Genomic DNA, 25,333 nt, shown 5'->3' on the forward strand with positions numbered 1-25,333 from the left:
CGAGATTGTGCGTCGGTGCACAAAGACCCTGCGGTGATCGATGTTAGGCAGTCGGTGTGGCTTCGGCCACTGATTCGACCAACGATTCGGCAGCACTTCCGGGCACGCCGCGCCGGCGGGACCGCTTCAGCCGCGCACCTGACCGAGCCAGTGCAGGGTGCGGCGGACCTCCCCCGGGAAGGGGTGGTTCGGTCCGTGCAGCCGCTCGGCGTCGAACAGCAGCCGGGCCAGTGTGTCGTGGGCGGCCGGCCGGTCGCCGAGGGCCAGCAGCAGATGCCCGATACGGCGGCGGACCTCCAGGGGGAGTTCCAGGTCGCTGTTGGCGTACCGGTTCTCGAAGTAAGGCAGGAGGGCGCGGTACTCGGCGAGCGCGGCGGCCGGTTCGCCGAGCTGCTCCAGGCACTGGGCGGCCTCGTAGCGGAAGCGGAGCGAGGCCGGGTCGGCGGCGCCCGACTCGGCGGCGCGCTCGTCGGCGAGCCTGCGCAGCTCGGGCAGGGCGCGGCGGTACTGGCCGTCGTCCATGAGCGTCGCCGCGTACTGCTTGCGCAGCGTACGGACGACCGGCGAGTTCTCGCCGTGCTTGGCGGCGGCTGCCGGGAGGATGCCGCCGAGGATGTCGACGGCCTGGGTGATGCGTCCCTCCCCCAGCAGCCGCTTGACCTCGTCCACGGCTTCGGCGACGTCGGGCTGCGCGGGCGCGGGCTGCACCACCTGGGCGGGCGGGGTGGTCGCACGGTCCGGCCAGGGGGCGTGCGGGCGCAGGAAGGGGCGGGTGGGGTCTAGCGGGCCGGACGGCATACCGCGGCCCGGCAGCAGCGGGGCGAGGGACTCGTACACCTCCTGCGCGGTGGCGGGGCGCTGCTGCGGGTCCTTGGAGAGCAGCCGCAGCACGATCGCCTCGAGCTGCTCGGGGACCTCGGGGCGCAGCTGGCGGACCGGGAGCGGCGGCTCGTACAGATGGCGGTGGAGCACGCCGAGGGCGGTGGAGCCGGCGAACGGCACGTTCCCGCTGAGCAGTTCGTGCAGCAGGACGCCGAGGGCGTACAGGTCGGTGTACGGGCCGACAGCGCCGCCCATCGCCTGCTCGGGGGCCATGTAGGCGGGGCTGCCGATGGGTGAACCGGTGTGCGTCAGGCGGGTGGTGTCGTTGTCCAGGACCGTGGCGACACCGAGGTCGAGGACGGTGACCGTGCCGTCCGGCTTGACCATCACGTTCCGCGGCTTGAGGTCGCGGTGGACGATGGGCACGGCGTGCACGGCGGAGAGCACCGCGCACAGCTGCGCGGCGACGGCGACGGACCACTGCCAGGGGTACGGGTCGTGCTCGGCGAGGTGGTCGGCGAGGTCGGCGCCCTCGCAGTACTGCATGACGAGGTAGAGGTCGTCGTCGTCGCTGCCCGCGTCGTGCACGGTGACCAGCCCCGGGTGGTCGACCTGCGCGGTGACCCGGCACTCGCGTACGAACCGGCGGCGCAGCTCCTCGGCGTCGTCGGCGCCCGCCATCCGGTCGGGGCGCAGCAGCTTGACGGCGACGCGGCGGTCGAGGCGCTGGTCGTACGCGGTCCAGACCTGGCCCATGCCGCCCTGGCCGATGACCGTGGCGAGCTGGTAGCGGCCGGCCACGATCCGTCCGCTCACCTGCCCTCCTTACGGCGGAGGTAGTCGCTGAGCTCGTCGAGTTCGGCCCGGACCTGGTCGATACGCGGCGGCGCCGGGTGCTGGGGCTGAGGCTGGGGCTGGGGCGCTATGGGGGTGGGCGTGTGACCGGGCACCGGGGTTCCGGTCTGCGGGGGCGGGTAGCCGTACCCGGGCTGCGGCGGGCCGTACGGGACGGGCGGGACCGGCATCGGTATCGGTGCGCCGGCCTGATGCGGCCGCTGGTGGTGGTGGAGGTCGGCGATCAGGTAGTGGATGACCACGGCGACGGCCGTGATCAACAGTCCGGCCATGCCGGCGTCCGAGATCCAGCTGTCGGCGAACGCGGTGTGCAGCATGCCCAGACAGCTGACGTTGAGCACCAACTGGCCCCAGAACAGCACCCAGTCCTTACCCCTGCCCCTCATGATCGCGATGCGCAGCATGGCCACCCACGAGAGCAGTCCCAGGCTGAGCACGGTCAGCACCGAGATGATCACGCGCACGGCAATCACCCCGACGCTCGCGGCGGGTCGCGCGGGCGGCGCGGGCGCGGGGCCATGCATCTCTGACTCCTACGGGACGAACGGGACGGACTACGGGGCGAGGACGAGCGTATACACCGACACCGACAACCGGCCCTTGGTTGTACGGAACTACTGTTGTTCAGCTCACTTCGGCCACTCCGGCCACTCCGGTCACTCCGGGCGGACTGTGCCGTCCGTCAGTCCGTCGGCGGATCAGCAGCCGACGATGCCCTGGCTTCTCGTCGGCGGGAAGTCGAACATGGCCCAGTCATATGCGCGGGTATTGCCGTCAGCCCAGGCTTACGGCAACAGCGTGAGTGCGGGGACGTGTTTCGGCTTGATGGCTCGGAAATGACGGTGGTCGAGGGTGGCGATGCGGTCCACGCCGAAACGCTCCGCAATTGAGATGACGGAGGCGTCGACTGCGCCGAGGGGGAAGTCGGCGTACTGGCGGACCAGTTCACTCATTCGCTCGATGTCCTCGGTGGTGGGGTGGACGAGTTCGAACCTGCCTCGTGCGACGAGGTCGAGGAACGATGCCTCGATGTGCGGCCAGTCCTCGAAGATCCAGCAGACCTCGGTCATTACGGGGCTGGGCAGCAGGCGACGGCCGGTGGCAGTGGACAGGAACTGGGCGCACTCGACATGGCGGTTGTCCCGTCGGTCGAGGGCCGCGACGATGGGGCCGGTATCGAAGACCGTGGTCGTCATACGGATCGCGGATAGCGTCGCTGCATCCGCTCGCGAATGTAGTCGTCGTGCCGTTCTGCCGCATCGGTGCGGCCGGTGTCCACGGATCCGATCAGCGCCAGGATGTCGTCGGGAACGCTCCCCTCGTCCTCCGGTGTCTCATGTCGCTCGGGAAGCGCCTCGGCGAGTTCCTCGTCCTGGCTGATGATCAGCCGCAGGCGTCGGGCCTGCTGCGGGCTGAAGTGCTCCAGCGCGTATCGGAGATCTTCGAAGTCGCGTGCTGCCGTCATGGCCCAAGTCTGGCACGGCCCCGGCCTGGCTGTCCTGCGTCTTTGACCCCTCATTCCGGAGCCTGAAACCCGCCCGCGCGGGGGTTGGGGGGACCTTGGGCCGGGATCGTGCGCCGGTGTGGGGCCGGTCGTGTTCCGGGAGCCATACGCTGCCCTGCGAAACGGGGTGGGGCTTGTCCCCCTACCCGTGTTTCCACCCCGCGGCCCCCGGTGTGCGGCCGACGCGGGATCCGCACCGGGTGGGTGGCTCGAGGTGGCCCTCAGCCCTCGCCCCAGCCACCGACACCCCCAGTAGGTAGGCCCTCGGGCTCGGCCCTGGTGAGGTGCTGGAACTTCCCCTTCGGCCAGGTGCTGTCCTACGGGATTGCGCCCCGGGAAGCGGGCTCAGGCCCCTGATCGCACACGTCACCCTAAGAATGCTGCACAGAAGACCGAAGTCCCCCCGAGAAATATCCCGGGGCGACTTCGTGGAGTCCGGCGACGTCAGAGCGTCATTTCGGGACGCTCGAAAGCCCCACCGGCGCCGAAACCGGTGGGGCTTTCGAAATCCCACTTTACGACTATCCCCGCGGCATCAGGAGAACGTTCCGAACGCCTTCATCGGAAAGCCACTCCTCCGCTTCATGGAACTCCACGAGTGCGCGCACTTCCCTTTGAACGCTCGGTTCAGATGCCCGGATGGCTTCGTTGAAGTTATTCACGGCAACGGAACCCGCACGCGCCAGAATCAGGAGAACATTACCGCTACCATCCTTCGGGATGGAGACAAGCCCTCTCGCCCCCAACGCCACCCCCTTACCGAAGTCCGAACGAGGGAAGCGAGCCAAAGCTGCATGTGCCGCCTGGTGTGCCCCGTAATCCTCTTCCGCCTTCAGCGAGGAAACGATTGCAGCGACGCCGTCCGGCCCTTCTTCTCCAGTCACAGAATCGGCCAACTGCACGTATCGATTCCAGCGCCGCGCAGCTTCCTCCGGGGGCGTGACCTCGTCATCGTCTTGCACGAGGTCACCGCACTCGACGATCTCAACTTTCCAATCCGACGGCATGTGATCCTCACTCTATTTCCCCGCGACATCTACGGGTTCCGCTCCGCAGCCCACTTCCGGAGGGCCTTATTCGAACTGAGACTCATCCACATCTCCACGATCGCCTCGTCATACTGGGTCTTCGAAGTTAAGCGGTGCATGTCGGCGTGCGCACTGACTGCCCGTCACTGTCCGTGATAGATGGGGTTGTCGGTCCCTGGATGCAGGGCGCCCGTGGTCCTGGGTGATCATTTCTGTTCTTGAGCAGAACGATCATCTGGGAGCCACGGGCGTGGTCAACGATACGACCTTGTTGCTGGACCTGGACGGGGTGTCCGTCATCCGGGTCGAGCGGCTGGAGGACGGCACCCGGCGGGTGCATCTGAGTACGGCGGATGAGACGGCCAGGGCGTGTCCGGAGTGCGGTGTCTTCTCCTCCCGGGTGAAGGGGCCGGCGATCACCCGGGCCGCGTGACCTTCCGTATGGCGAGCACGGGCTGGAGTTCTTCTGGCACAAGCGCCGCTGGTGGTGCGGGGAGGCAGCCTGTCCTCGCAAGTCGTTCACCGAGCAGATCGAGGAGATACCGGCCGGCGCCCGGATCACGACGCGGCTGCGGGCCTGGGCCGGGCATCGGGTGCGGGATGCCGGCTCCACCGTCGTGCAGGCCGGCCGTGACCTGGGCCTGTCCTGGCCGGTGGTGATGAACGCCTTCCGCACCGCCGCCACGACGGTGATCCAGGCGCCGCTGCCCCAGGTCGAGGTGCTGGGCATCGACGAGACCAGGCGCGGACGCACCCGCTGGGAACAGGACCCGGACACCGGGAAGTGGAAGCTGACACGGGACCGCTGGCACACCGGGTTCGTCGACGCGCTCGGCACCGGCGGGCTACTCGGCCAGGTCGAGGGCCGCACCGCCGCCGACGTCCTGGCCTGGCTGTCCACCACGCCCGTGACCTGGAGAAAGAACATCCGCTACGTCGCCATCGACATGTCGGCCACCTACCGGGCCGCGATCCGCACCGGCCTGCCTGGCGCCATCGTGGTCGTCGATCACTTCCACGTCGTCCAGCTCGCGAACAAGATGCTCTCCACCGTGCGGCGCCGCACCACCGCCGAGATCCGGGGCCGGCGCGGACGCGCCACCGACCCCGAGTGGAAGGCCCGCCGACGGCTGCTCCGCAACCGTGAGGACCTCACCGACACGCAGTTCCGGGCGATGTGGAACGCGCTGCTGGACGAGGGGCCGATCGGGCAGAGACTGCTGACCGCGTGGATCGCCAAGGAGAGCCTGCGCCACCCTCCTCGCCCTGGCCCGCACCGGCGCGGCGACCGTGAACAAGTCGACCACCTGCGCTGGAAGTTCCTGACCTGGTGCGCTGACGCCGACGTCCCCGAAGTCACCACGCTCGCCGCCACAGTCGACCGCTGGTGGCCCGAGATCGCCGCGTTCATCGACACCGGACACAGCAACGCCAAGAGCGAAGGAATCAACCGCGTAATCAAGCTCGTCGCCCGCAACGCGTTCGGCTTCCGCAACGCAGACAATCAACGCCTCCGCACACGCTGCGTCACCACCCGCCGAGCCCGCGGACACCTCCGCACCGCTTAACTTCGAAGACCCGTCATACTTGCTACCAAAGCGGGCGCGACCACGGAAATCACCGGCATCTATCAACTCCCTCTGCCTCATACGCCACGCCTGCGACTCGATATACGACCCGGTGCTATAAACCGCACGGCGATCGTCATATTCCATCCGAATCGAAGGCCCACTGCATTTGCTGAGAGGGCTACTAGAATTGGCGGGAATATGGTTGATCTCGTTCCCCGCCCCGGCGGGCTGCAAATCACCATATTTTCCACCGTTCGCGCCACTGCCGCAGTTATGGACGAGTACCGGAGTCGCCCCCGCCAGCACATATTTGATCAGAAACTCATTGAGTTCACTCGTTGAGGGTGTAGCGGACGTGGGTGCCGCCGAAGTAGCCGCGGACAATGTGGGGCTGGTGTTGTCAGCGGCGGAAGAACCTGCGTGTTTCGGCGGCGAGTTCGGCCTGATTCCTGGCCCGGTGAGTGTGGGGCAGGCTGCGTTTGAGGTCGGCGTTGACCAGCTCGTCCGGGTTCAGCTCGGGTGAGTACGAGGGCAGGAAGTGCAGCTCGATCTCGTCGTCGTGGTCGGCGAGCCACGCCCGGACGGCCTTCGAGCGGTGGGCCGAGTGCCGGTCGACGACCAGGTGGACCTTCCGGTCGAAGTGCCCGACGATCCGAGCGAGGAAACGGCACATGACCTTCGCGTCGAACGACTCGGTGAAGACCATGAAGTGCATCCGGCCGCGGGTGCTGATCGCGGACATCGCGTTCACGGAGAACCGGTTTCCGGTACGGCGGACGATCGGAGTCTGTCCCCTGGCACCCCACGTGCGGCCGGTGACCTGGTCGGATCGGATGCCGACCTGGTCGGCGAAGAGGACCTCGCCGCCCTCGGCCTTCGCCTTGGCGCGGATCGCCGGCCAGGTCTCCTCATGCCACACACGGACCGCTTCCGGGTCCTGCTCGACCGCCCGCTTGTCCGGACGCTGGAAGGTCAGCCCCCAGCGCTTGAGGTACTTGCCCACACCGGGCTCGGTGAACCGGACCCCGTACAGCTTGAAGATCAGCTGGCCTATCTGTCCCCGCGTCCACAGCTGACCGGAAAGCCCCAGGTCGGAGGGAGTGTGGTCGAGGACAGCCTGCCGGACGGCGGCCTGCTCGGCCTCGGACAGGACCTGATGCTCGCCCACGCGACGGCCGCGCTGGCGGGACAGCAGCGAGTCCCGGCCGCCGGCCTGCCGCCTCGCCCACCAGTTGTCCACGGCCTTGACCGACACCCTGAACAGGGCGGCAACGTCCACCCGGTCCCGGCCCTCCGTCAGCGCTGACACCGCCAGCAACCGCACGGCCTCCTGCGCGTCCGGCGACCAGGTCCGCGCGTCCCCCACCAGATCACTCACACACCAACAACGAGCCTGAACCCAAAGCGTTTCGGATCAAATATGCCTTGCAGCCCCTCACGCAGAGCATCATGTCATCGCTGAACTCGGATGTAGCTCTTGCCGACCTCGAAGAGGACCGAGCCCAGATTGGATATCCCATTCACGGGTGACAACCTGATCGGCTCAGCAGCATCGCGGTCACCTGGGTGCCGATCTGGTTCGGTGGCGGGCAACGCGCACTTCAATACGACACAAGAGCTGGGGGCAGGAACCGCTGACACCAACGCCAAAGCTGGAAGGCGCCCCATCGAAGAATTCATTCGATGGGGCGCCTTCAGCACATCTCGTTCAGCGGCTAGTCGGCTACCCCCAGAGCCCTCAATTCCTCGTACCCGGCCAGCGCCTCGGCGAAGTAAGGGGAACGGCGCGGAGCGACAGCGACGATCGAATCGAACGGAGTCGCCTCGAAGCGATCAACAGCAATCTGCGCGAACGTGGAGAGCGAGCCAAGGCCGACTCCCGCGAGCCGGTCACGGTGCAGCAGGAACTGAGTTTCCGGATCGCGCCGCACGAGATGGCCTGGAACATAGTAGAGATCCACTTCCTCGAATTCCGCCTCCGAAATGTCGAGTGCCCAGTCCACGTCAACGTCCGCCCCCGCGTAGAACGCCTTGACGCGCGCGGCGAAGGCGGCTTGTGTCTCTTCCGGCAGCGAGAAACTGGGCGGCGTCGTCATGATGGCCCCGATACGCCCTCGCAGTGTGACGCGCCGGAACACGCACCCGTTGAGGTGCATGAGGGACGACACCGCGAGCCCGTTGACCTCCACGTCTTCGAAGCGGACACCGTCCACGAAGGAACGCTTTACAGTGATGCGCTCGGCCGTCAGGTCCCGTACCACCAGGCCGAGGCCGGGGTCGTCGAACTGCGCCAGGTCACATCCGTTGAACTCGCACCGGACCAACTCGTACCCCGCGAGCTCGCGACCGCTGCCGATGGACTTGATGTTCTGAAACTTTTGCTTCTCGAATCTCACTTCTCGCGCCAATCACTATTTCTTGAAGACCCTGGCGATTAAGTCGCCGCCAACGGTCTTGTAATCGTGGCAGGCAGCAGCGGCCACCGTGTCGAAGGCTCTGCAAGCTCTGCAGGTCGAGAACTACATCCGCGCCACGCCGAGGGGCACCTTCATCGCCGATGACCCGGGGTGGACCTGTCAGCCAGGGACCGGCTGGCCAGGGTCCAGCGGGTGAAGTCGTTCTTGGCGGAGGGGGAGACAAGCCGTGTGATGGCTGCCGAGCTGATCATCCCACCGCTGCACGCGGCCGACATCTTCGACCTGGAGACCGGAGACCAGAGAGCAGATTGTCCGGCGCGAATGGCTGGTCGGGCAGCCGAGGCAAGACAAGGACCGTGTTCGCGGCACGTTCCGGGGCGGAATCACGGACTCTCAGGGAGGGTCCTGGAAGCGACCGGGCGCACCATCACCCACGCCCGCGCCGACACGCACGCCCGTGCCGCCGAGATACAGCGCGCACAGGTTCACTTGGTGATTCGACGCTGCACTGCAGCGAAGCGCTCCTGGCCGGCCAAGATACTTGCCTTCCTCAGTACGGCGACGTCGACGGGACGCCTGCCGTCCCCGAACACGGAGCGGCGCTGCAGCATTTGCCAGCGCACCGGGCGGTCGAGCGGGATGAACAGGCCGTTGCGCGGTGGCGCCTGGAGCAGTGGTCACGGGTATGAGGACGGCCCAGTTCTTGGGCGCGTGGGTAGTCTTCGAGGACGAGGCCGGGCAGCACCTGCGCCCAGCGAAGGGCCGGACATGGTCCCGACGCGGGCGAACCCCGGTGATCGTGACGGGGAAGGGCTCGGGTCGGGTCCTGATGGCGGGCATGGTCTGCGTCAAGCCCGGACGTGAAACCCGGCTGATCTACCGGACACAGCTCTACCGCGGCCGGACGGGCGAGAAGAAGGGCTTCCGCGCCCGCGAGTTCGCCGCCTTGCTCACCGCGGCCCACCAGCAGCTCGGCGGTGCCCCGTTGATCGTGGTGTGGGATTACGCCACCACCCACCATGCCAAGGCGCTGCGGAAGTTCTGCGACCCCAACAGCGACTGGCTCACAATCGTTCGTCTGCCCCCATACGCGCCCGACCTCAACCCTGTCGAAGGCGTCTGGGCCCACCTGAAGAAGTCACTGGCCAGCCTCGCGCCCAGCTCGATCGAAGACCTCATACCCCTGGTGAAGAACCGGCTTCGGCACCTCCAGAACCACCCCGACGTCCTCAACGGCTTCGTCACCGAGACCGGCCTCGCGCTGGAGCCCCCGTGATCTGTCACCCCAGCCTTTCATCCTCAGCGCACCGTTGCCGTCAAACGGCGATGGGCTCCTTCCTGATCCCCGGAAGGAGCCCATCGCTTTTTCATGGCAGGCAGTCTTAAATTCACCGCACGAGAGACGCGAAACCAACTTCCGGGCTCACTCCCCCAGTCTGAGGTCAGGCCAGTTCCTGCGATACGTCAAAGCCTGTAGGAATTTTCCCCCGAATAATCCCCCAAACAGGATCCCGCTTCACTGATTCAAGCCATTCACTAAACGGAGTCTGACTTTCGGTAAACCACCAGGAGGTATGACCCTCAAGCGAATCTAGGTCGGCGTCGACTCGGTATCGATACTCAAGCTGCACCTGCGAGTACCCTTCATGTTCTCCATCGGCGTCAACGATTTCTAGCTGACGCACGAAGCCCAACGTGAATGTCGGCTCGGAAAACCAGTTCACCTTGCCATACTGAAAGAGAAATCCGTCGGAATCTTCACTGCCCGGGACGTCGAATTCAATCTGCTCGAAACTACGGACAGCCGCCATCACTTCCTCGGCAGCCGGAACCTCTCGACCCGATCCCACCTGGTCAATGATGCCCTGCACCACGTCAAGCGCAGAGTCAATCGGTCGCCGCATAGCCAGCCTCCCTTGCCCACTTCAAGTCCGCTACCGCCTTGCAGCGGGGCGGCCACGAAGGCGTGGCCGCCCCGCTGCAAGGTTACACGCTCACCTACGGCCAGTACCCACCTTGCAATTGCCTTCGCAGGTGACCTAGAACATCTCGGGCTTCACTGGCATTTCTCGCGCCGCCAATCAGGTTGTTGACATTGGCGTAGTAGTCATTCGTATGGATTCGCGAATGCACCGAAGCGCCTGATGGGTTAACCGACGCCGACCCGCGCGGCAAGAACACACCGTTACCCGCGTCATTGATATCGATTCCGAACTTCGCCAGTTGTTGTCGCGCCGCTGCCGCCTTCGGAGAGGTGCTGGCCACAATATGATGTGCGGCAGTCTCCGCAGGACGGGTCACTCCAGAAGCTTCGAGATTTTCGCCAAGTATCTTGGCGTTACTGGAGCAGTTGGAATTGTGAACCAGGACCGGCGTGGGCCCCGCCAGCACATAGTACGTGTGCAGGCCCTCGATGCTCAGGTCGTAGGTGACGCGCTGCGCCTCATACGACTTGACCTCGACGATCGCCGTCTGGGAACCCGAGCCGTTCTGGAGCTGCTGACCGCGCTTGAGGTCACCGGCCTTGGTCCATGAGTTACCGGACGCCTCGTAGAACTGGTGGTGCTTGGTGGTCTGGATCGTCTTCGGGCCCGCCTTCGTGGCTACGACGACATCGACGTACTCACGGTCGGTCTTGGTGACGATCACCGCCTTGACGCGGTGCTTCTCCTGCTTCTTCTTGCCGGGCTCTGCGGTGAGGACGTAGTCCCCGACCTTCACCTCGGAAATGGGCTTCGCCGTGGCGTTGGCCAGCAGGACCGGGGTCACCCCGGTGAAGCTGTGCTTGGCGCCTGGCACTTTGCACGTCTGCGGGCCATCCTCCCGTTGCGCCTTCGGCCCGAACTTGCCTGCCGCCGCGCCGAAGACGCCGCCCAGCGCCGCGCCTGTCGCCGTGGCCTTGGCTGCGCCGCTGACGCTGCAGCCTTCTTCGCTGTTGGCGCAGGAGAAGCCGTAGCTTGCCGCGTTCTCTCCCGCCCCGGCTGCCGCGCCCGTTACCGCCCCGCGCGTGATCGCGCCGACCGCGCTGCCCGACAGGGCGCGGACCGCCGCGCCGCCCGCGGCGCCGCCGATGAGGCCCGTGGCCGCGCCTACCGCCACCGCGCCGACGAACCCGCCCAGCGTCTTGGGGCCGTCGCTCATCGCATAGCTCAGACCGTTGATCAGCGCTCCGGCGCCGATCGCACACGCCACCGCGCCCACGCCGACCGTCAGGACCGTGCACGCGGCCGCAGCCGCGATTCCCGCCACGATCGGCACGATGGTGGCCGCGTTCTGCTTGACCCAGTTCGCCGAGGCCTTGGCGGCCTTCTTGACTGCTCTTCCTACCTTCTTGGCGGCCTTGACCACCTTCTTGGCCACGCTCTTCACGGTCTTGGCAGCCTTCTTGACTGCCCTCTTGACCGTCTTGGTGACCTTGTGGGCGTAGTGCTTGACACGCTTATAGGTCCGTTTGACGTATCTCTTGGCCTTCTTGTACGAGTCATGGACCCGGTGCACTGCCTTCCGCACCGCCCGCTTGACTCGCTTGACCGCCTTCTTGACCTTCTTCGCGGCCTTCTTGACGACCCTGGCGACCTTCTTGACGGCCTTCTTGGTCTTGTGCCAAGCCGACTTGACGGTCTTCTTGACCTTCTTCTTCGCCTTGTTCCAGGCCTTCTTCAGGAAGCCCCAGTGACCGGTCGGGTCGGTGACCGTCATCGGGTTGGCGTCCGCGTACGCGTACTTGTTCGCCTTGATCGACGACGTCGGCGAATCAACGTCCGCCGTGTCCCGGCTGTTGAACTGGCCGGTCTGCGGGCTGTACCAGCGCGCGGCCATGTTGACCTTGTCCGTCTGCGGGTCCGTCCAGCCCGACTGGTAGCCGAGCTGCCCGACCATCCCGCTCGACGCGAGGACCATGCCGAACGGCGAGTACGTCGTCGAACCCGACAGTGCCTCACCGGACGCGGTGAACTGCGCCACCAGGTCGTCATGCACATCGGTCAGTGCCAGCACCGCCGTCGTACCCGACTTGATGCCGAGCACCGTGCCGTCCGCGTTGCGGCTGTACATGTTGTAGCCGTCCGAGGCCACATCGTTACCGGCCCCGCTGTAGGAGAAGTCGAACGGCTGGCTGCCGTCGGTCTCCGTCGCGGTGAGCACACGGTCCAGACCGTCGTAGACGTAGGTCCGCTCGCCCTCGTTGATCACGCGGTTGAACGCGTCCGCCTTGATGCCCGTGGAGACACCGCCGTCATCGGTGATCTGGCTCATCGTGCCGCGAGCCGTGTACCTGTACGTGTTCTTGCCGTCCGACGTGAGCCGGTTCCGCGCGTCGTACGTGTACGTGTCGCCGCCCACCCGCGTCCGGTTGCCCGACGCGTCATAGCCGTACTGCTCCGTCGCGGTCCCGTTGTTCCAGGACGTCAAACGGTTCGCCCAGTCGTACGTGTACGTGTTCGTGCCTGCCCCGGCGACCCCGGTCGTCGTCTTCGACGTCTCGTTGCCGTTGAGGTCGTACGTGTACGTGACCGAGGACAGCTCCTTGCCGGTCGGCGAGGTGAGCCGGTCCGAGGTCAGCTCCTCCAGCGCGTTGTACCCGAAGGTCCGCTTGGACTTGCCGGCCCCGTAGTCGACCGAGGTGACGTTGGAGTTGGTGTCGTAGCCGAGCGTCATCGCGGTGCCGGTGACACCGTCGTTGACCGCCGCCAGTCGTCCGGCCGTGTCGTAGCCGTACGAGGACGTGCCCGACGCGTCCGTACGCGAGGTCATCGCGCCGTCGCCGTTGTAGGCGAACGAGGAGGATCCGGAGGGACCGGCGGCCGACAGCAGCTGACCGCGGTCGTCGTAGCTGAAGGTGTTCTTGTCCTCTCCCCTGCCCGCGACCGAGGTGACGCGGTCATTGGCGTCGTAGCCGTAGGTGTGGTCCACCGTCTCGGCCTCGGCACCCGTGCCGGCCTGCTTGCTCAGCCGTCCCTTGGTGTCGTACGTGTTGGTGATGACCACGCCGCCCGGCGAGCGCTGCTCCTTCGGGCGCCCGATCCCGTCGTAAACCGTGGTGAACGTGCGGTCCACGGCGTTCGGGTGCTCCGGAGTGGACGGCTCGATGACCGACTCGGGCAGGCCCCACGAGTTGTACGTCGTGACGAACGGGTTGCCGCGCCCGTCGGTGAAGCGGGTCCGGTTGCCGGCCGCGTCATAGCCGAAGGTCGTGGTGATCGACTCGGTCTCGGAGACCGGCTGCACCGCCCTGGTGACCACACCGGTGGCGTCCATCGTCACCGTGGTGGTGTGACCGCGGTAGTCGGTCACCGACACCGGGCTGCCCATGCGGTCGTACGCCGAGCTGCTGGTGCGCAGCACATTGCCGCCCACCCCCAGGTCGCTGGTGCTGACCAGCTCGCCGAAGCCGTTGTACGTGTTCTTGGTGCTGGTCCCGTCCGGGTCCAGCGACGTCACCAGCTCCCCGTCCATGTCGTAGGTGAACCGCGTGGTCTGGTTCGCGCCGTCCGTGACCGAGGTGACCTCGCCGAGCGGGTTGTACTCGTAGGAGTTGGTGACCCCGGTCGGGCTCACCGTCCGGGAGAGCTCGCCACCGGGCGCGTCGTAGTGGTTGATCTCGGTGTACGCGCGCTGGGTGGGCTGGCGCACGATGTCCGTGCTGGTGACCGGACGGCCCAGGAAGTCGTAGGTCGACTCCTGGCGCGCTCCGTCCGGCTCCGTCGCCGACAGCTGGTCGCCGTTGTTGGAGAACGTGTACCGGGTGACCGCACCGCCGGGTTCGGTGACCGAGGCGATGTTGCCGAGCTGCGAGTACGTGTACTCGGTGCGGGCGCCGAGCGGGTCGACCTCGGCGGTGACCTGTCCGAGCTTGTTGTACTCGTTCCAGGCCGTGGCCGTGATCGGGGTGCCCGACCCGGGCGGCGTGTAGTTCGGCATCGTCGTCGAGGACTCCTGGCCCTCGGCGTCGTACGCCGTGACGACGACATTGCCCAGCGGGTCGGAGGTCTCGGTGACTTCGCCGAAGGTGTTGTAGCCCGTCATCGAGACCGGACGGATGGCGACAGCCGTGCCGCCGTTCGACTCCGCGTTGACCGTCGGCTCGGTGACCGTGGTCTGCTGACCGGCGTCGTCGTAGCCGTAGTCGGTCGTGTTGCCGTTCGCGTCGGTCATCGCGACCGGCAGGCCGCGCTGGTCCAGCTTCCACGTGGTCGTGCGGACCGAGCTGCCGGCCGCCGGAAGCGTGCCGCCATGAACGGCGGCGACCTGGCCGGCGCTCAGCGCCTCTCCGTACACCTGGACGTCGTCGATCCCGCCGGGCCAGTAGCCGGCGTACCCGCCCGCGTACTTGCCCCTGCCGATCTGCAGGTTCCCGTTGGCGGACCAGTTGGAGGACCGATCGTCCGTACCTTGCAGCGCTCCGTTGACGTAGAGGGATATCTGGTTGGTCTGCGCGTCGTAGACGGACGTCAGCTGCGTCCACTGCCCTGTCACCGGGGCAGCGTTGGAGTAGACCACCTGGGTCCCGGCCGAAGCCGGGTCGTCTGTGGTCGGGAATCCAACGGTCCACTTGTTCTGCGACTGGACATAGCCCAGGTAGAAGGCCGAGTGGTGGTTGCCGTCCTGGCTGACCGCGGTGTAGCTGGCAGCGGTCGAGTTGAGCTTGACCCACGCCGAGACAGTGAAACTGCTGCTGGTGTCCACGGTCGAGCCTGTGGTGCTGAGCGCGGTGTTGCTGCCGTTGAACACGGCACTGCCACTCTGCTCGCTCGACCACGCCAGAGTGCCGGTGGCCTTGGCGGTGCGGTTGCCACCTGAGGAATCCGCCGCGTTGGTGCCGCTGGTCTCGTTGAGCTTCCAGCGGGCGACCGGTGCGGTCGTACCGTCGTGGATGGTGTTGGCGGTGACGTTGCCGAGGTTGTCGTAGAGCGTGTCCATCGTGCTGACTTCGCCCGACGGCTCGGTGTCGGTCTCGGAGACGACATTGTCGTCCGGGTCGTAGCTGACCTTGGTGGTACGGGCCAGGCCCCCCGGGTCCAGCGTCGTGGACGTGGTCCGGTCGGAGGCGTCCACAGCGAACGTGCTCGTCGTCCGGCCGTCGTTGGTGACCTGCTTGATCAGGTTCCCGACGGCGTCATAGGTGTTGGCCTGCTCGGTGAAGGACTTGCCGGTGGCGGGGTCGCTGCGGACCACCGTCGCCGACAGGCCGTCATCGGTGTAGCTGTACGACGTCACATAGCCCATGGAGTCGGTGATCGACGCCAGCCGGCCCGCCGGGTCGTACGCCCGCGACTCCTGCACCAGGGTGGTGGGAGACGAGGGGTTGTTCGGGTCGCCGGTGAAGTTCAGCAGGCTCGTGGTGAGCGGTTTGCCCTCGGCGTCGAACGTGTACTGGTTGACGTTTCCGACTGGGTCGGTCTCCTTGACCTTGTTGCCGTAGACGTCGTACTCGAAGGCGGTCACCTCACCGCCCGGGTCCATCCGGGTCGCGACCTGGCTGCGGGCGTTGTACGTCATCGACGTGATGCGCGACGCGTCACCGCCGGTGAGGTCCGAGACCGTCTGGGAAAGAACGTTTCCGTCGGCGTCGTAGACCGTGCTCGACCTGGCCTGGTGCACCGCGCCGGTGACCCGGTTGGTGGCGGGCGGACTGGTCTCGGTGACGACCTGGTCGTTCTTGTCGTACGCGTACGTGGTGGCCAGCCCGCCCGGACTGCCGTCGGATATCTCGGTCTTGGTGAGCTGGCGGCCGAGGTTGTCGTAGCCGAACTTCACCTTGGCACCGTTGGCGTCGGTGGCCTCGGCGAGGTCACCGTTGGCGAAGTACGAGTACGTCGTCTTCTTACCGCCCGGCGTGCTCACTTCGGCGGTGAGACCCGCCGGGACGTACCCGCCGCCGATCGCCGGAGTCGTCGCCGTCGTGTACGTCGTCGAAGCCGTCCGCCCGTTCGGCGCGCCCGGCACCGGCGGCGTGGTCACGGACGTGACATTGCCGGCCGTGTCGTACGCGTAGCTGGTCAGATACGTGTTGTCGGTCGGCCCCGAGGACCGGCCGTCCCGCTCCGTCAGCAGCAGGTCGTTGCGCGGGTCCATCGGCGGGAAGGCCGTGGTCGCGTCCGGGTAGTAGGTGGAGTACTCGGTGGCGCACTTGTTCGCGGCCGTGTCCTGGCAGGTCGTCTGGGAGACCGTGTTGCCGCGAATGTCGTGGCCGGTGATCGCGCGGTTGCCGTTGGCGTCGGTCACGGTGTGCAGGAAGCCCGCCGTGTCGTAGCCGTACGTGCTGCGCTTGCCGTTGGTGTCGATCGTGGCGAGCAGGCGGTTGCCCATCTCCGCGTCGTACACATAGGTCAGCGTCTTGTCGGTCGGGTCGGTCAGCTTCACCGTCCGCACCGGGGCGACACCGGAGGACGCTTTGTACGCGTCCCAGTGCTGCTCGACCTGGTCCTCGGTGAGGCCGGCCTGGTAGACCGCGACCTCGGCGATGGAGCCGGTGAAGTAGCTGACGTCGGAGGGCGAGCTGAACCAGCCCTTGGTGAAGCCCGCTCCGACGAAGGTGCGCGTGGTCGACTGGTCGTTGGCGGCGCCCGTGTAGTCGGCCTGCTTCACGCCGTCCAGGTACATCGTCTGCGTGCTACCGGATGCCGAGAGCACGGCGTGGTGCCAGACGTTGTCGGTGACGGTGGTCGTCGATCCGAAGTTGGTCGTGCCACTGCCCGTCGCGCTCCACCAGTGACCGCGCAGCTTCCCGTCCGCGGCCACGTACAGCAGCGGCGAATAGGCGCCACCGGCGCCCAGCGGGTCATTGGGAGTGCGGGCCTGATCGCTCATGAGCACGCCGGCCTTGGTGGTCTTGAACCAGAGTTCGACCGACCGGTTCGGCTTGGCGTGCAGCGTCGCGTACGGGATCTCCGCGTACGACGAGGTGCCGTTGAAGGACGCCGCCGTCACATCACCGGTGCCGAACGGTCCCGCCACCCCCTGGGTGACGTTGTTGTACGTACCGAAGCCGGTGTGCAGTTCGTTGGCCGCCTGCGGCGCGCCGGCTATGTCGTCCAGACGCCAGTAGCCGGACGGCGCCGAGCCCATCACTCCCGAGCGGTAGACCTGCGAAGAGCCGGTGATGGTGGCGGGGTTGAGCTTCCAGGTGCCGCCGTCGCCGTCCGTGGCCTGGGTGACCAGGTCGTCGGTGGTGCCGTAGGTGACCGCCGCCTGGACCTTGCCGTTCGGCGTGGTGACCTTGTTGAGCAGTCCGGCCGCGCGCTTGGCGGCCTGGTACTGCGCGCTGACCACGTCCGCGGTGAGCTGCTCGTTGTAGATCGCCACCTCGGCCATCTGGCCGTTGTAGTGGCCGAGCGGGTCAGCGGCGTTCATGTCGGGCCAGCCCTGGGTGTTCACACCGGCACCGAGGGAGATGTAGGGCTGCGGCCAGTCGTTGATCTTGCCGCCGGCGGAGCCCTGGGCGACGCCGTCGAGGTACAGCGTCTGGGTGGTGGCCGCGCCGGCGAGGACCGCCTGGTGCCACTGACCGTCGTTGACGGTGGCGGTCGAGCGGATCAGCATGCTGCAGTCGGGGCTCGACTTGGCCAGGCAGCCGTGCAGCTTGCCGTCCGTGCCGACGTACACCGCCGGGGTGTTGTACTTCGTCGTGCCGACCGGGTCGGGGGCGCTGAGCGGCTTGTCTCCGTAGTAGAAGAGGACACCGCCGGCCTGCGTGGTCTTGAACCACAGCGACACGGACATGTACGACGGGGTGGCGCCCGGGGAGCTCGGCATCTCGACGTACGACGTGGTGCCGTTGAAGCTCGCGGCCTTCTGCGTGGAGCCGGCCAGCGGGCCGGTGCCGCCCAGGGTCACATTGCGGAACAGGCCGTTGAACTTGCCCTGGTTGAGGTCGATCGCGTCCTTGGCGACGGTCGCACCGGCCGCCTCGCCCAGCCGCCAGTACGCGAACGGGTCCGCGTCCAGGACGGTGGTGCGGTAGTGGTTGCCGGTCGCGTAGCCGTAGACCGCGCACTTGGTCGAGTCGGCCGGCGGACAGACCTTGGTCAGCTGGTCGCCGGTGTAGGTGTACTGCCAGGTCTGCGCGGTGTTCGCGTCACCGGCCGTCGACGGATCGGTGGCGACCGTGGCGACGTGCGGCACGGTGGCACCGGCCGGGGTCTGCCAAGCCAGGGTCAGCGACCGGTTGGACGTGGTGTTCGTGATCTTCGTCAGCTGCTTGGACGTGTTGTACGTGAAGGTCTCGGTGCGGTTCGCGAAGTCCTTGATGTCGGATATCGCGTACGTGCCGGCCTTCGCCGTGGCCTGCGTGAAGGTGTAGGTGGTGAAGTCCTTGTCGGTGAGCGTGTATCCACCGGTCACCGTCGCCAGGCGCGCGTATCGGCCCATCGGGGGCACGAAGGTGCCGTCGTTGTTGCGGCCGAAGGCGACCTGCTCACCGCCCGGGTAGGTGATCACCACGCTGGTGACCGCGCCCGCCGCGTCCTTGGTCTCGGCGGCCTTCATGTCGACGACGGTCGACCAGCCGGCGCCGAAGGCGCTGTCGATGCGCGGGTCGAGGCTGTTGTACGCGCGCTCGATGGACAGCGAGGGGCCGGTGACCTGGACATCCGCGTCGGTGTCGTCGGTGGTGAAGTTGCCGTCGCTGGCGTCGAAGTCGTGGCCGTCGGTGTTCTGGGCGAGGCCCGAGGTGACGGGCGGCTGCGGCACCGTCGTGGAGAATCGGCTCGCCGAGTACAGCACGGAGTCGTAGCCGTCGGTGACGCTCACGTACCAGACATAGTTCTTGCTCCACTGGAGCTTGCCCGTAGGCACCACCCAGCTGCCCTTGGTGATGACACCGGAGGTGGCCACCGGGGTCTCACTGTCGGAGTCGGCGTCGTACACCTCGAAGGAGTACGACAGCGCCTGCGGCCACTTGTCGGCGTCGCTGGCGTAGACCAGCAGCTCCGGGCGGAGCGTGTTGACCTGGTGGTTCTGCGGCGGGTACTGGGCGTTGACCTGCGGCTTGGTGTTCGCCGTGTACGTCAGGTCCAGCGCCGGGCGGAAGCCTGCGGTGGTGGAGTTGTCGGAGTGGAACTTCTTCCAGTGCAGGCCGTCGGTGGTGGGAGCGGTGATCGCCAGGCCGTAGTTGGCACCGCCGGTGGCGACCTGGTCGAACCAGGAGGTGCCCAGGGCGACCGGCATCTTCACACCGACGCCCATGTCGGCCGAGGTGTTGGAGCAGGAGGCCCCGGGCGCCGGGGTGGCGGACCCGAGAGCAGTCGCGTTGAAGGACGGCCCGGGGTAGCTCGTGACCCCGGACGGGGTCCAGGACTGGGTGATGGGGTGCACCGAGAACGACTGCGCCGTACAAGTCGCCGACCAGTAGGCATACACGTTCAGGGTGGCGGCGCTGACCTTCTGGCCCTTGAGGGTGGTGCCCAGGGAGGAGAACTGAAGGAACGAGTTGGTCTTGTTCGTGCCTGAGTCGTACGAGCCGACTTTGAGGGTGTTCTCGGTCGAGTGGTCACCGCTGATGGTGTTCTGCGTGTACGTCGAGTTGCTCGCCGTGAACGTCGGGTCGACGGTGACCGGGTAGACTCGGGCGGGGTCGTCGAGCCAGGCCCGGTCGGCGGTCATCCGTAGCGCGGGCTTGCCGTCGACGGTGGTCAGCTCGTACGTCACGGCGCGCGAGAGGGTGCGGTCGCCCGAGCGCGGGTCGACCTTGGAGTCCTCCATGAAGCCGTGCGGGATGGTGGCCGCCACCTTGTCGCTCGCGTCGGTGAACTCCACGTCGCCGTCCGCGCTGATGCGCGGGGTCAGGCCCTTGAGGTCGAGCGGGAAGGTCCAGGAGTTCGCCGCGTCCCGCGAGTGCAGGACGATGTGCTCCTTGAAGCCCTCGGCCAGCGCGACCAGCCGCACATCCGTGGCCGGCAGCACGCCCGCGTACGTCACGGTGGACTCACCGTCCAGCGTGGGAGCGACCTTCTCGGCGCCCTGAAGCGCGTACGAGATCTCGCGGCCATCGCCGAAGTCGATCGTGGCGAGGGCCTCGTCGGTCGAGGCGGGCGCGAAGTCGACGCCGAGCGAGTTGGCGCTCTGGTGCAGCCGGCCGTCGGAACCCTGGGTCAGATCGGTGTCGATCGGCTTCCAGGTGCCGTCGGTGGCCTTGAAGTTGGTCCGGCCCGCATAGTGCCGCACCGTCGTCGAACCGTCGGCGTTGACGAAGAAGTCCGACGTAGCGCCGGACTTCTTGGCGTCCCGCTGACTGGTCTTCGCGTTGAAGCTCTTGGCGTTGCCCGCCGCGCGGCCCGTGGTGTCCGTCTCGGGCGTCTCGACGTGCCTGCGGTGGGCGTCGAGTTCACCCTTGCCCTTACCGGGCTTGCGGCCTGCGCCGCCGTCCGCGCTGGTCGCATCAGCCGAGGCGGTGTGGCTCTTGCCACGGGCGGTGCCGGTGCGCTGCTCCGGGGTGCCGAGGGGAGACGTGTTCATCCACTCCCACATCCCGGAGAGCGAAACCCGGGGCATGGAAAGCCGCGGGAGCGTCGCTCCGGTCGCTGCGGCCGTCTCGGTCGAGAGCATCAGAGTGAACGAGAAAATGGTGATCAGAGCAGTGATGCGCGCTCTTCGTCTGCCGGTGCGACCCGGTGGGAAGAGGCGGCAGGAGCGGACCCATCGAGGACGCATGAAGGCAGCCTTTACTAACGCGTTGCTTACAAAAGCCTCGCGAGCCTGCCTCATTGCCTACCGAATCACCACACCCGGTTGATCATTTTAGTCGATCTTTACTTTCATGATCATTGACATACCGTCAAATCCTGGGCGAACCAGCCTCCTTGAACGCCTCTCGCACCGCATCCGCAACCCGCTCGGGCAGCCGGTCGCCCGACGCGGCCGCCGTCACATTGGCGGCGGTCGCGTCGCCGTCGACCACCACGAAGCGCACCTTCGGGTGCCGTCCCGCCTCGGCCTCGACGACCCCCACCTGGGCCTTTCCGACGGCCAGGACAACGTCACACTGGCGCTGCAGAAGACTGTTCAGATACGGCCCGGCGTTCTTCACCGACTGCTCGCCCATCACCGGGACATAGTTGACGCGCGCACGGGTCTCGGCGGAGGCGTCCTGCATCCCCGCCCAGACCGGAACGGCGTCCGGGCCGCCGACCCCGGCCCGGCCGGTCAGCAGACACGCGTCGAAGTCCGCATACTGGCGCGCCCGCGGGTCCGGCGGGCCGGACTCACCATCCCCGGCGAACAGCCATACGGCGCCGAGCGCGGCCAGCGCGACACCCGCCCCGCCGAGCACCCAGGGCTTGCGCCGCCCCCGCAGGAGGCCGGCCACCCGGCGAGCGAGCGTCTCCCGTACGACAGCCAACCGGCGCGGCTTGTCAGGGGACTTCAGGGCATTTCTCCACGTACGCCTGATCTTCACTCGGCGCTCCTGGCGGTTTCGGCCGACGGCCACGCGAGCAGGCAGTGCACCGCGGCCCCCGCCGTGGCGAGCAGCAGGAGCAGCAGGTCGGCCGCGAACTGGAAGCCGTGCGTCTCCTCCGGGGTGAACGCGATCTGCAGGATCCAGGCCATCGTTACAGCGGTGAAGGCGGCGAACGCCAACCAGTCGGCGCGCGCCCCGCGCCGTACCGCGATCACCAGCGACGGCACCGGGCTCAACAGCCCGAGGCTGGCGACGGGAAGCGCCGCCAGGAGCACCCTGGGCAGCACATGGCTGGTCAGCACACGGCTGATCGGCGGCGCTGCGGCAACAGCGGCGTCCTCGGCGGGCTTCACGATCGGCTCCTCGGTCATACGTACGGAGTTCGGGTCGCCGTACGGTACATCCCGCGATTGACGTACGGGGAGCCAGGGCCGCCCAGAGCGAGTGCCGCTATCCAGGGGCACCCCCGAGCGCGGCCGCGGTCTCGGCGACCAGCGCCGCTACGTACTCCCCCGCCGGACGGCGGCGGGTGAGCGGCGCCGCCTGGCCGGACCAGAGGTTGACGTAGTCGGTCAGCCCGCGTTCGGCGGCCGCCGCGCGCAGCGGGCGGGTGAGTCGTAGAGGGCTACCGCCCCCTCTCACTGCAGCGCCACTACTTCGAGGAGTACGCGGGCCGGTTGAGCGCCGAGCATCCCGACTGGCCGGACGAGCAGATCACCGCGGCGGCGAGCCGGTACCTCTCTCCGCCCCACATCGCACCTCACAGTGCCGGCGCCGCTGTCGACCTGACGCTCGCCGATGCCCACGGCCGCGAACTGGATCTGGGCACCCGGATGAACGCCTCCCCGGAGGAGAGCGCGGGCGCCTGTTATACCCACGCGGACACCATCAGCGCCGCCGCCCGCACCAACCGGCACATCCTGGGCACCGCCCTGACCGCCGCGGGGCTGGTCAACTACCCCACGGAGTGGTGGCACTGGTCCTTCGGCGACCGCTACTGGGCCCTGGCCACAGGGGCCGAGACCGCCCGCTACGGCCCACAGGACCTCGCCCGAGCTTCAACCCGAGGTCAGGTCAGCCCCCGCACTGCGTCAGCATCATCCGCTTGTCGGCCGCCGTCACCGGCATCTCGTACTTGAGGGCGGCCTGCGCGAAGCGGACCGCGTACGAGCAGCGGATCTGCTTGTTCGGGGGGAGCCAGGAGGCAGGTCCGGAGTCCTGCTTGGCCGAGTTGGTGGGCCCGTCGACCGGGAGCAGATTGAGCACGTCGTTCGCGAACTGCCTGCGCTTGCTCTCCGGCCAGCGGGAGGAACCCATCTGCCAGCTGTACGACAGCGGCACGACGTGGTCGATCTGGACAGCCATCGCCTCCTGCTTCTTCCAGGCAATGCTCTTGCCGGTGTAGGGGTCGTGCAAGGTCATCGCCATGACGACACAGTCCGAGCCGGAGCGGAACCGCACCTCTTGGCCATCGCGATTCATCAGATCGTTTCGAGTGTCGCAACCGTTCCGGGCCAGCGGGACCCCGTCGGCCGTGTCCAGCCACGCGTAGCCGAACTTGTCCCGCTCGTAGCCGGTCTTGGGGCCGCGTCCCTTCGTCTCCAGACCCTCGATGAGCTTCCGGGCCGCGTCCTGATCCACGTCCGAGGTGATGGACGCGAGCCCCGGCTTCGTACCGTCCGGGTTGTCCAACGGGCTGACGCCGTACCTCCCCGCGCCCGGCTCGGGCCCGGGGCCGCCGCCCTCGTCGCCGCCGCCCAGTGGCGCCCCGGTGCAGCCGGAGACGGCGAGGGCGACGGCAAGGGCGGTTGCCGGGACGGCGGTTCGGCGGCGGCAGGCAGAGAGGGCGAGGCGTATCAAGGCAGTTGGTCCCGGCGTGAGTGCGGCATGAACCCAGCATCCTAAGCAGTACCCGCATCGCACCTTTCGATGCTCCCGCCGCGCAGACGTCCATGTACAGAAAACTTGACATCGTGTCGAAGCTGCTTGACACTCCAGAGTGTCAAGTTTTCTTTACACGAGGGAGCGGGAGTGGCATTCGAAGAGAAACGCGCCTGGATCATGGTCCTGGTCACGGTCGCGTCGTACGCGGCGTACCTGGCCGTCATCCTCGGACGGCCCGGCGGCGTGCCCCTCGCCGAGGCGCCCTACGTGTCCGCGCTGCTGTGGACGGTCGGCGCGGCGATCGCCGCCTCGATCGTGCTCCACACCACGGTGGCGGCCCTCTCGCCCGAGGGCGCGAACACCAGGGACCAGCGCGACCGGGAGATCCACCGCTTCGGCGAGTACATCGGGCAGTCGTTCGTCGTGATCGGCGGCGTGGCCGGGCTCGCCCTGGCCATGGCCGACCTCGACCAGTTCTGGATCGCCAATGCGATCTACCTGGCGTTCGTCCTGTCGTCGGTCCTCGGCTCCACGGCGAAGATCGTCGCCTACCGGCTGGGCTTCCACCCGTGGTGAGGCCGACCAGGGTCACCAACGCGATCCGCGCCCTGCGCTTCGCCCACGGCGAGATGACCCAGGCCGAACTCGCCCGCCGCATCGGGGTGACCCGCCAGACCGTCATCGCCATCGAGCAGGGCCGCTACTCGCCCTCCCTGGAGATGGCCTTCCAGATCGCCCGTGTTTTCGATGTTCCGCTCGACGACGTGTTCCAGTACCCCAGAACCGAGGGAGAGACCCAGTGAAGGCCATCACCCACGCCACCTACGGACCGCCGGCCGTCCTACGCCTCGAAGAGGTCGCACAGCCGGTACCCGGCGGCGGCGAAGTGCTCATACGGGTCCACGCGGCCGCCGTAGACCCGGGCGTCTGGCACCTCATGGCGGGCATGCCGTACCTGGTCCGCGCCATGGGCTTCGGCCTCCGGGCACCCAAGGTCCGCATCCGGGGCATGGACGTCGCAGGACGTGTGGAGGCCGTCGGCCCGGACGTCACCCGCTTCCGGCCGGGCGACGAGGTGTACGGCACCTGCGACGGGTCGTTCGCCGAGTACGCGTGCGCCAAGGAGGACAGCCTCGCGCCGAAGCCCGGGAACCTCGGGTTCGAACAGGCGGCCGCTGTCCCGATTTCCGCATGCACCGCCCTCCAGGCCGTGCGCGACGTCGGACGACTGCGGGCCGGGCAGACCGTCCTCGTCATCGGCGCCGCGGGCGGCGTCGGCACGTTCGCCGTGCAACTGGCCAAGGCCTTCGGAGCCCACGTCACCGGCGTCTGCAGCACCGCCAAGGCAGACCTGGTCCGCTCCATCGGGGCGGACGAGGTCATCGACTACACACGCCACGACCCCACCGACGGCACCCGCCGCTACGACCTCGTCCTCGACACCGCCGGCAACCGCCCCCTCGCCCGGCTCCGCCGCGCCCTCACCACCCGCGGAACCCTCGTCATCGTCGGCGGCGAGGGCGGCGGCAGGTGGATCGGCGGCAACGACCGCCAGCTACGCGCGCTCCTGCTGTCACCGTTCGTCGGCCAGCGGCTGCGCGGGCTCGCCGCCATGCACCAGCACCACAGCGACCTCCAGCTCCTCGCGGAACTCATCGAGACCGGCTCGGTTACCCCCGTCATCGACCGCACCTACCCCCTGGCCGACGTCCCCGACGCCGTTCGCTACCTGATGGAGGGCCACGCCCGCGGCAAGATCGTCGTCCGCGTGTGAGGCTAGGGCCCTTCGTTTGGATCAGGCCGGATCAGGGAGCGGGGTCTGGTGCCGTGCATCGCAAGGCGGAGGAAGGAGCCAT

18 protein-coding genes and 3 pseudogenes are annotated in these 25,333 nt (G+C 67.5%); 8 read left to right on the plus strand and 13 right to left on the minus strand.

Going from position 1 to position 25,333, the window contains the following annotated elements; translation table 11 throughout:
• Positions 1-126: 126 nt before the first annotated feature.
• The 5 genes from NLX86_RS21460 to NLX86_RS21480 form a co-directional block, all read right to left on the minus strand.
• A complete protein-coding gene (locus tag NLX86_RS21460) occupies positions 127-1,638 on the minus strand; it encodes a serine/threonine-protein kinase (RefSeq protein WP_308409624.1) in 1,512 nt (503 codons plus the stop codon).
• On the minus strand, positions 1,635-2,201 hold the full coding sequence (locus NLX86_RS21465) for a hypothetical protein (protein ID WP_254373362.1): 567 nt from the start codon (positions 2,199-2,201) through the stop codon (positions 1,635-1,637). Before NLX86_RS21465 ends, NLX86_RS21460 begins: the two co-directional genes overlap by 4 nt.
• 261 nt (positions 2,202-2,462) lie before the next feature.
• Positions 2,463-2,873, minus strand: a complete 411-nt coding sequence (locus NLX86_RS21470) for a type II toxin-antitoxin system VapC family toxin (RefSeq protein ID WP_254373363.1) — start codon at positions 2,871-2,873, stop codon at positions 2,463-2,465.
• On the minus strand, positions 2,870-3,142 hold the full coding sequence (locus tag NLX86_RS21475) for a hypothetical protein (RefSeq protein WP_254373364.1): 273 nt from the start codon (positions 3,140-3,142) through the stop codon (positions 2,870-2,872). Before NLX86_RS21475 ends, NLX86_RS21470 begins: the two co-directional genes overlap by 4 nt.
• Before the next feature lie 560 nt (positions 3,143-3,702).
• Positions 3,703-4,188 (minus strand): hypothetical protein, encoded by a 486-nt coding sequence (locus NLX86_RS21480; protein WP_254373365.1) that lies wholly within the window; start codon positions 4,186-4,188, stop codon positions 3,703-3,705.
• Between the two features lie 271 nt (positions 4,189-4,459).
• Here NLX86_RS21480 and NLX86_RS21485 point away from each other — a divergent pair, with 271 nt between their 5' ends.
• Together NLX86_RS21485 and NLX86_RS21490 are read left to right on the plus strand one after the other, a co-directional pair.
• On the plus strand, positions 4,460-4,642 hold the full coding sequence (locus NLX86_RS21485; protein WP_254373366.1) for a hypothetical protein: 183 nt from the start codon (positions 4,460-4,462) through the stop codon (positions 4,640-4,642).
• A 22-nt stretch (positions 4,643-4,664) separates the two neighbouring features.
• The gene (locus NLX86_RS21490; RefSeq protein WP_254373391.1) at positions 4,665-5,777 is read left to right on the plus strand and encodes an ISL3 family transposase; all 1,113 of its coding nucleotides are present in this window, start codon (positions 4,665-4,667) and stop codon (positions 5,775-5,777) included.
• Positions 5,778-6,111: 334 nt separating this feature from the next.
• On the opposite strand, the pseudogene NLX86_RS21495 reads toward NLX86_RS21490, so the two are convergent.
• Both NLX86_RS21495 and NLX86_RS21500 read right to left on the minus strand, forming a co-directional pair.
• A pseudogene (locus NLX86_RS21495) lies at positions 6,112-7,098 on the minus strand (IS630 family transposase).
• 397 nt (positions 7,099-7,495) lie between these two features.
• Positions 7,496-8,176, minus strand: a complete 681-nt coding sequence (locus NLX86_RS21500) for a hypothetical protein (RefSeq protein ID WP_254373368.1) — start codon at positions 8,174-8,176, stop codon at positions 7,496-7,498.
• Positions 8,177-8,243: 67 nt separating this feature from the next.
• Between NLX86_RS21500 and NLX86_RS35110 the strand changes: the two are divergent.
• A pseudogene (locus tag NLX86_RS35110) lies at positions 8,244-8,677 on the plus strand (GntR family transcriptional regulator); the annotation flags it as partial.
• A 223-nt stretch (positions 8,678-8,900) separates the two neighbouring features.
• Positions 8,901-9,473, plus strand: a complete 573-nt coding sequence (locus tag NLX86_RS21505) for a transposase (RefSeq protein WP_254373369.1) — start codon at positions 8,901-8,903, stop codon at positions 9,471-9,473.
• Between the two features lie 166 nt (positions 9,474-9,639).
• Here the strand turns inward: NLX86_RS21505 and NLX86_RS21510 are convergent, their stop codons facing one another.
• The 5 genes from NLX86_RS21510 to NLX86_RS21530 all read right to left on the minus strand — a co-directional run bounded on the left by NLX86_RS21510 (position 9,640) and on the right by NLX86_RS21530 (position 22,235).
• Positions 9,640-10,101: a hypothetical protein gene (locus tag NLX86_RS21510; RefSeq protein ID WP_254373370.1), complete on the minus strand. Its 462-nt coding sequence runs from the start codon at positions 10,099-10,101 to the stop codon at positions 9,640-9,642.
• Positions 10,102-10,195: 94 nt separating this feature from the next.
• Entirely contained in the window at positions 10,196-20,650 is a 10,455-nt protein-coding gene (locus NLX86_RS21515; protein ID WP_254373371.1) for a LamG-like jellyroll fold domain-containing protein, read from the minus strand.
• Positions 20,651-20,969: 319 nt separating this feature from the next.
• Positions 20,970-21,590 carry a BMP family ABC transporter substrate-binding protein gene (locus NLX86_RS21520; RefSeq protein WP_254373372.1) on the minus strand — a complete coding sequence of 207 codons (621 nt, stop codon included), beginning with the start codon at positions 21,588-21,590 and terminating at the stop codon, positions 20,970-20,972.
• Positions 21,587-21,964 carry a hypothetical protein gene (locus NLX86_RS21525; protein WP_254373373.1) on the minus strand — a complete coding sequence of 126 codons (378 nt, stop codon included), beginning with the start codon at positions 21,962-21,964 and terminating at the stop codon, positions 21,587-21,589. Before NLX86_RS21525 ends, NLX86_RS21520 begins: the two co-directional genes overlap by 4 nt.
• Positions 21,965-22,043: 79 nt before the next feature.
• A complete protein-coding gene (locus NLX86_RS21530; RefSeq protein WP_254373374.1) occupies positions 22,044-22,235 on the minus strand; it encodes a hypothetical protein in 192 nt (63 codons plus the stop codon).
• Between NLX86_RS21530 and NLX86_RS21535 the strand changes: the two are divergent.
• Positions 22,211-22,732 (plus strand): annotated as a pseudogene (locus NLX86_RS21535) (M15 family metallopeptidase); the annotation flags it as partial. The gene NLX86_RS21530 and the pseudogene NLX86_RS21535 overlap by 25 nt on opposite strands.
• On the opposite strand, the gene NLX86_RS21540 reads toward NLX86_RS21535, so the two are convergent.
• Entirely contained in the window at positions 22,668-23,453 is a 786-nt protein-coding gene (locus NLX86_RS21540) for an HNH endonuclease family protein (protein ID WP_302061576.1), read from the minus strand. The pseudogene NLX86_RS21535 and the gene NLX86_RS21540 overlap by 65 nt on opposite strands.
• Positions 23,454-23,624: 171 nt before the next feature.
• Here NLX86_RS21540 and NLX86_RS21545 point away from each other — a divergent pair, with 171 nt between their 5' ends.
• From NLX86_RS21545 to NLX86_RS21555, 3 genes are read left to right on the plus strand one after another with little or no spacing between them, the layout of a single operon-like run.
• Positions 23,625-24,053 (plus strand): hypothetical protein, encoded by a 429-nt coding sequence (locus NLX86_RS21545; RefSeq protein ID WP_254373375.1) that lies wholly within the window; start codon positions 23,625-23,627, stop codon positions 24,051-24,053.
• Positions 24,054-24,076: 23 nt separating this feature from the next.
• A complete protein-coding gene (locus NLX86_RS21550; RefSeq protein WP_308409625.1) occupies positions 24,077-24,280 on the plus strand; it encodes a helix-turn-helix transcriptional regulator in 204 nt (67 codons plus the stop codon).
• Positions 24,277-25,251 (plus strand): NAD(P)-dependent alcohol dehydrogenase, encoded by a 975-nt coding sequence (locus tag NLX86_RS21555; protein ID WP_254373377.1) that lies wholly within the window; start codon positions 24,277-24,279, stop codon positions 25,249-25,251. Before NLX86_RS21550 ends, NLX86_RS21555 begins: the two co-directional genes overlap by 4 nt.
• Positions 25,252-25,333 lie beyond the last annotated feature (82 nt).

Origin of the sequence: Streptomyces sp. A3M-1-3, from assembly GCF_024213665.1 — a bacterium.
Classification (GTDB): domain Bacteria; phylum Actinomycetota; class Actinomycetes; order Streptomycetales; family Streptomycetaceae; genus Streptomyces.

Coding starts and splice junctions, on each gene's coding strand:
- NLX86_RS21465 (WP_254373362.1), bottom strand. CDS start 2,201: ATGCATGGCCCCGCGCCCGCGCCGCCCGCGCGACCCGCCGCGAGCGTC.
- NLX86_RS21470 (WP_254373363.1), bottom strand. CDS start 2,873: ATGACGACCACGGTCTTCGATACCGGCCCCATCGTCGCGGCCCTCGAC.
- NLX86_RS21475 (WP_254373364.1), bottom strand. CDS start 3,142: ATGACGGCAGCACGCGACTTCGAAGATCTCCGATACGCGCTGGAGCAC.
- NLX86_RS21480 (WP_254373365.1), bottom strand. CDS start 4,188: ATGCCGTCGGATTGGAAAGTTGAGATCGTCGAGTGCGGTGACCTCGTG.
- NLX86_RS21510 (WP_254373370.1), bottom strand. CDS start 10,101: ATGCGGCGACCGATTGACTCTGCGCTTGACGTGGTGCAGGGCATCATT.
- NLX86_RS21515 (WP_254373371.1), bottom strand. CDS start 20,650: ATGAACACGTCTCCCCTCGGCACCCCGGAGCAGCGCACCGGCACCGCC.
- NLX86_RS21525 (WP_254373373.1), bottom strand. CDS start 21,964: ATGACCGAGGAGCCGATCGTGAAGCCCGCCGAGGACGCCGCTGTTGCC.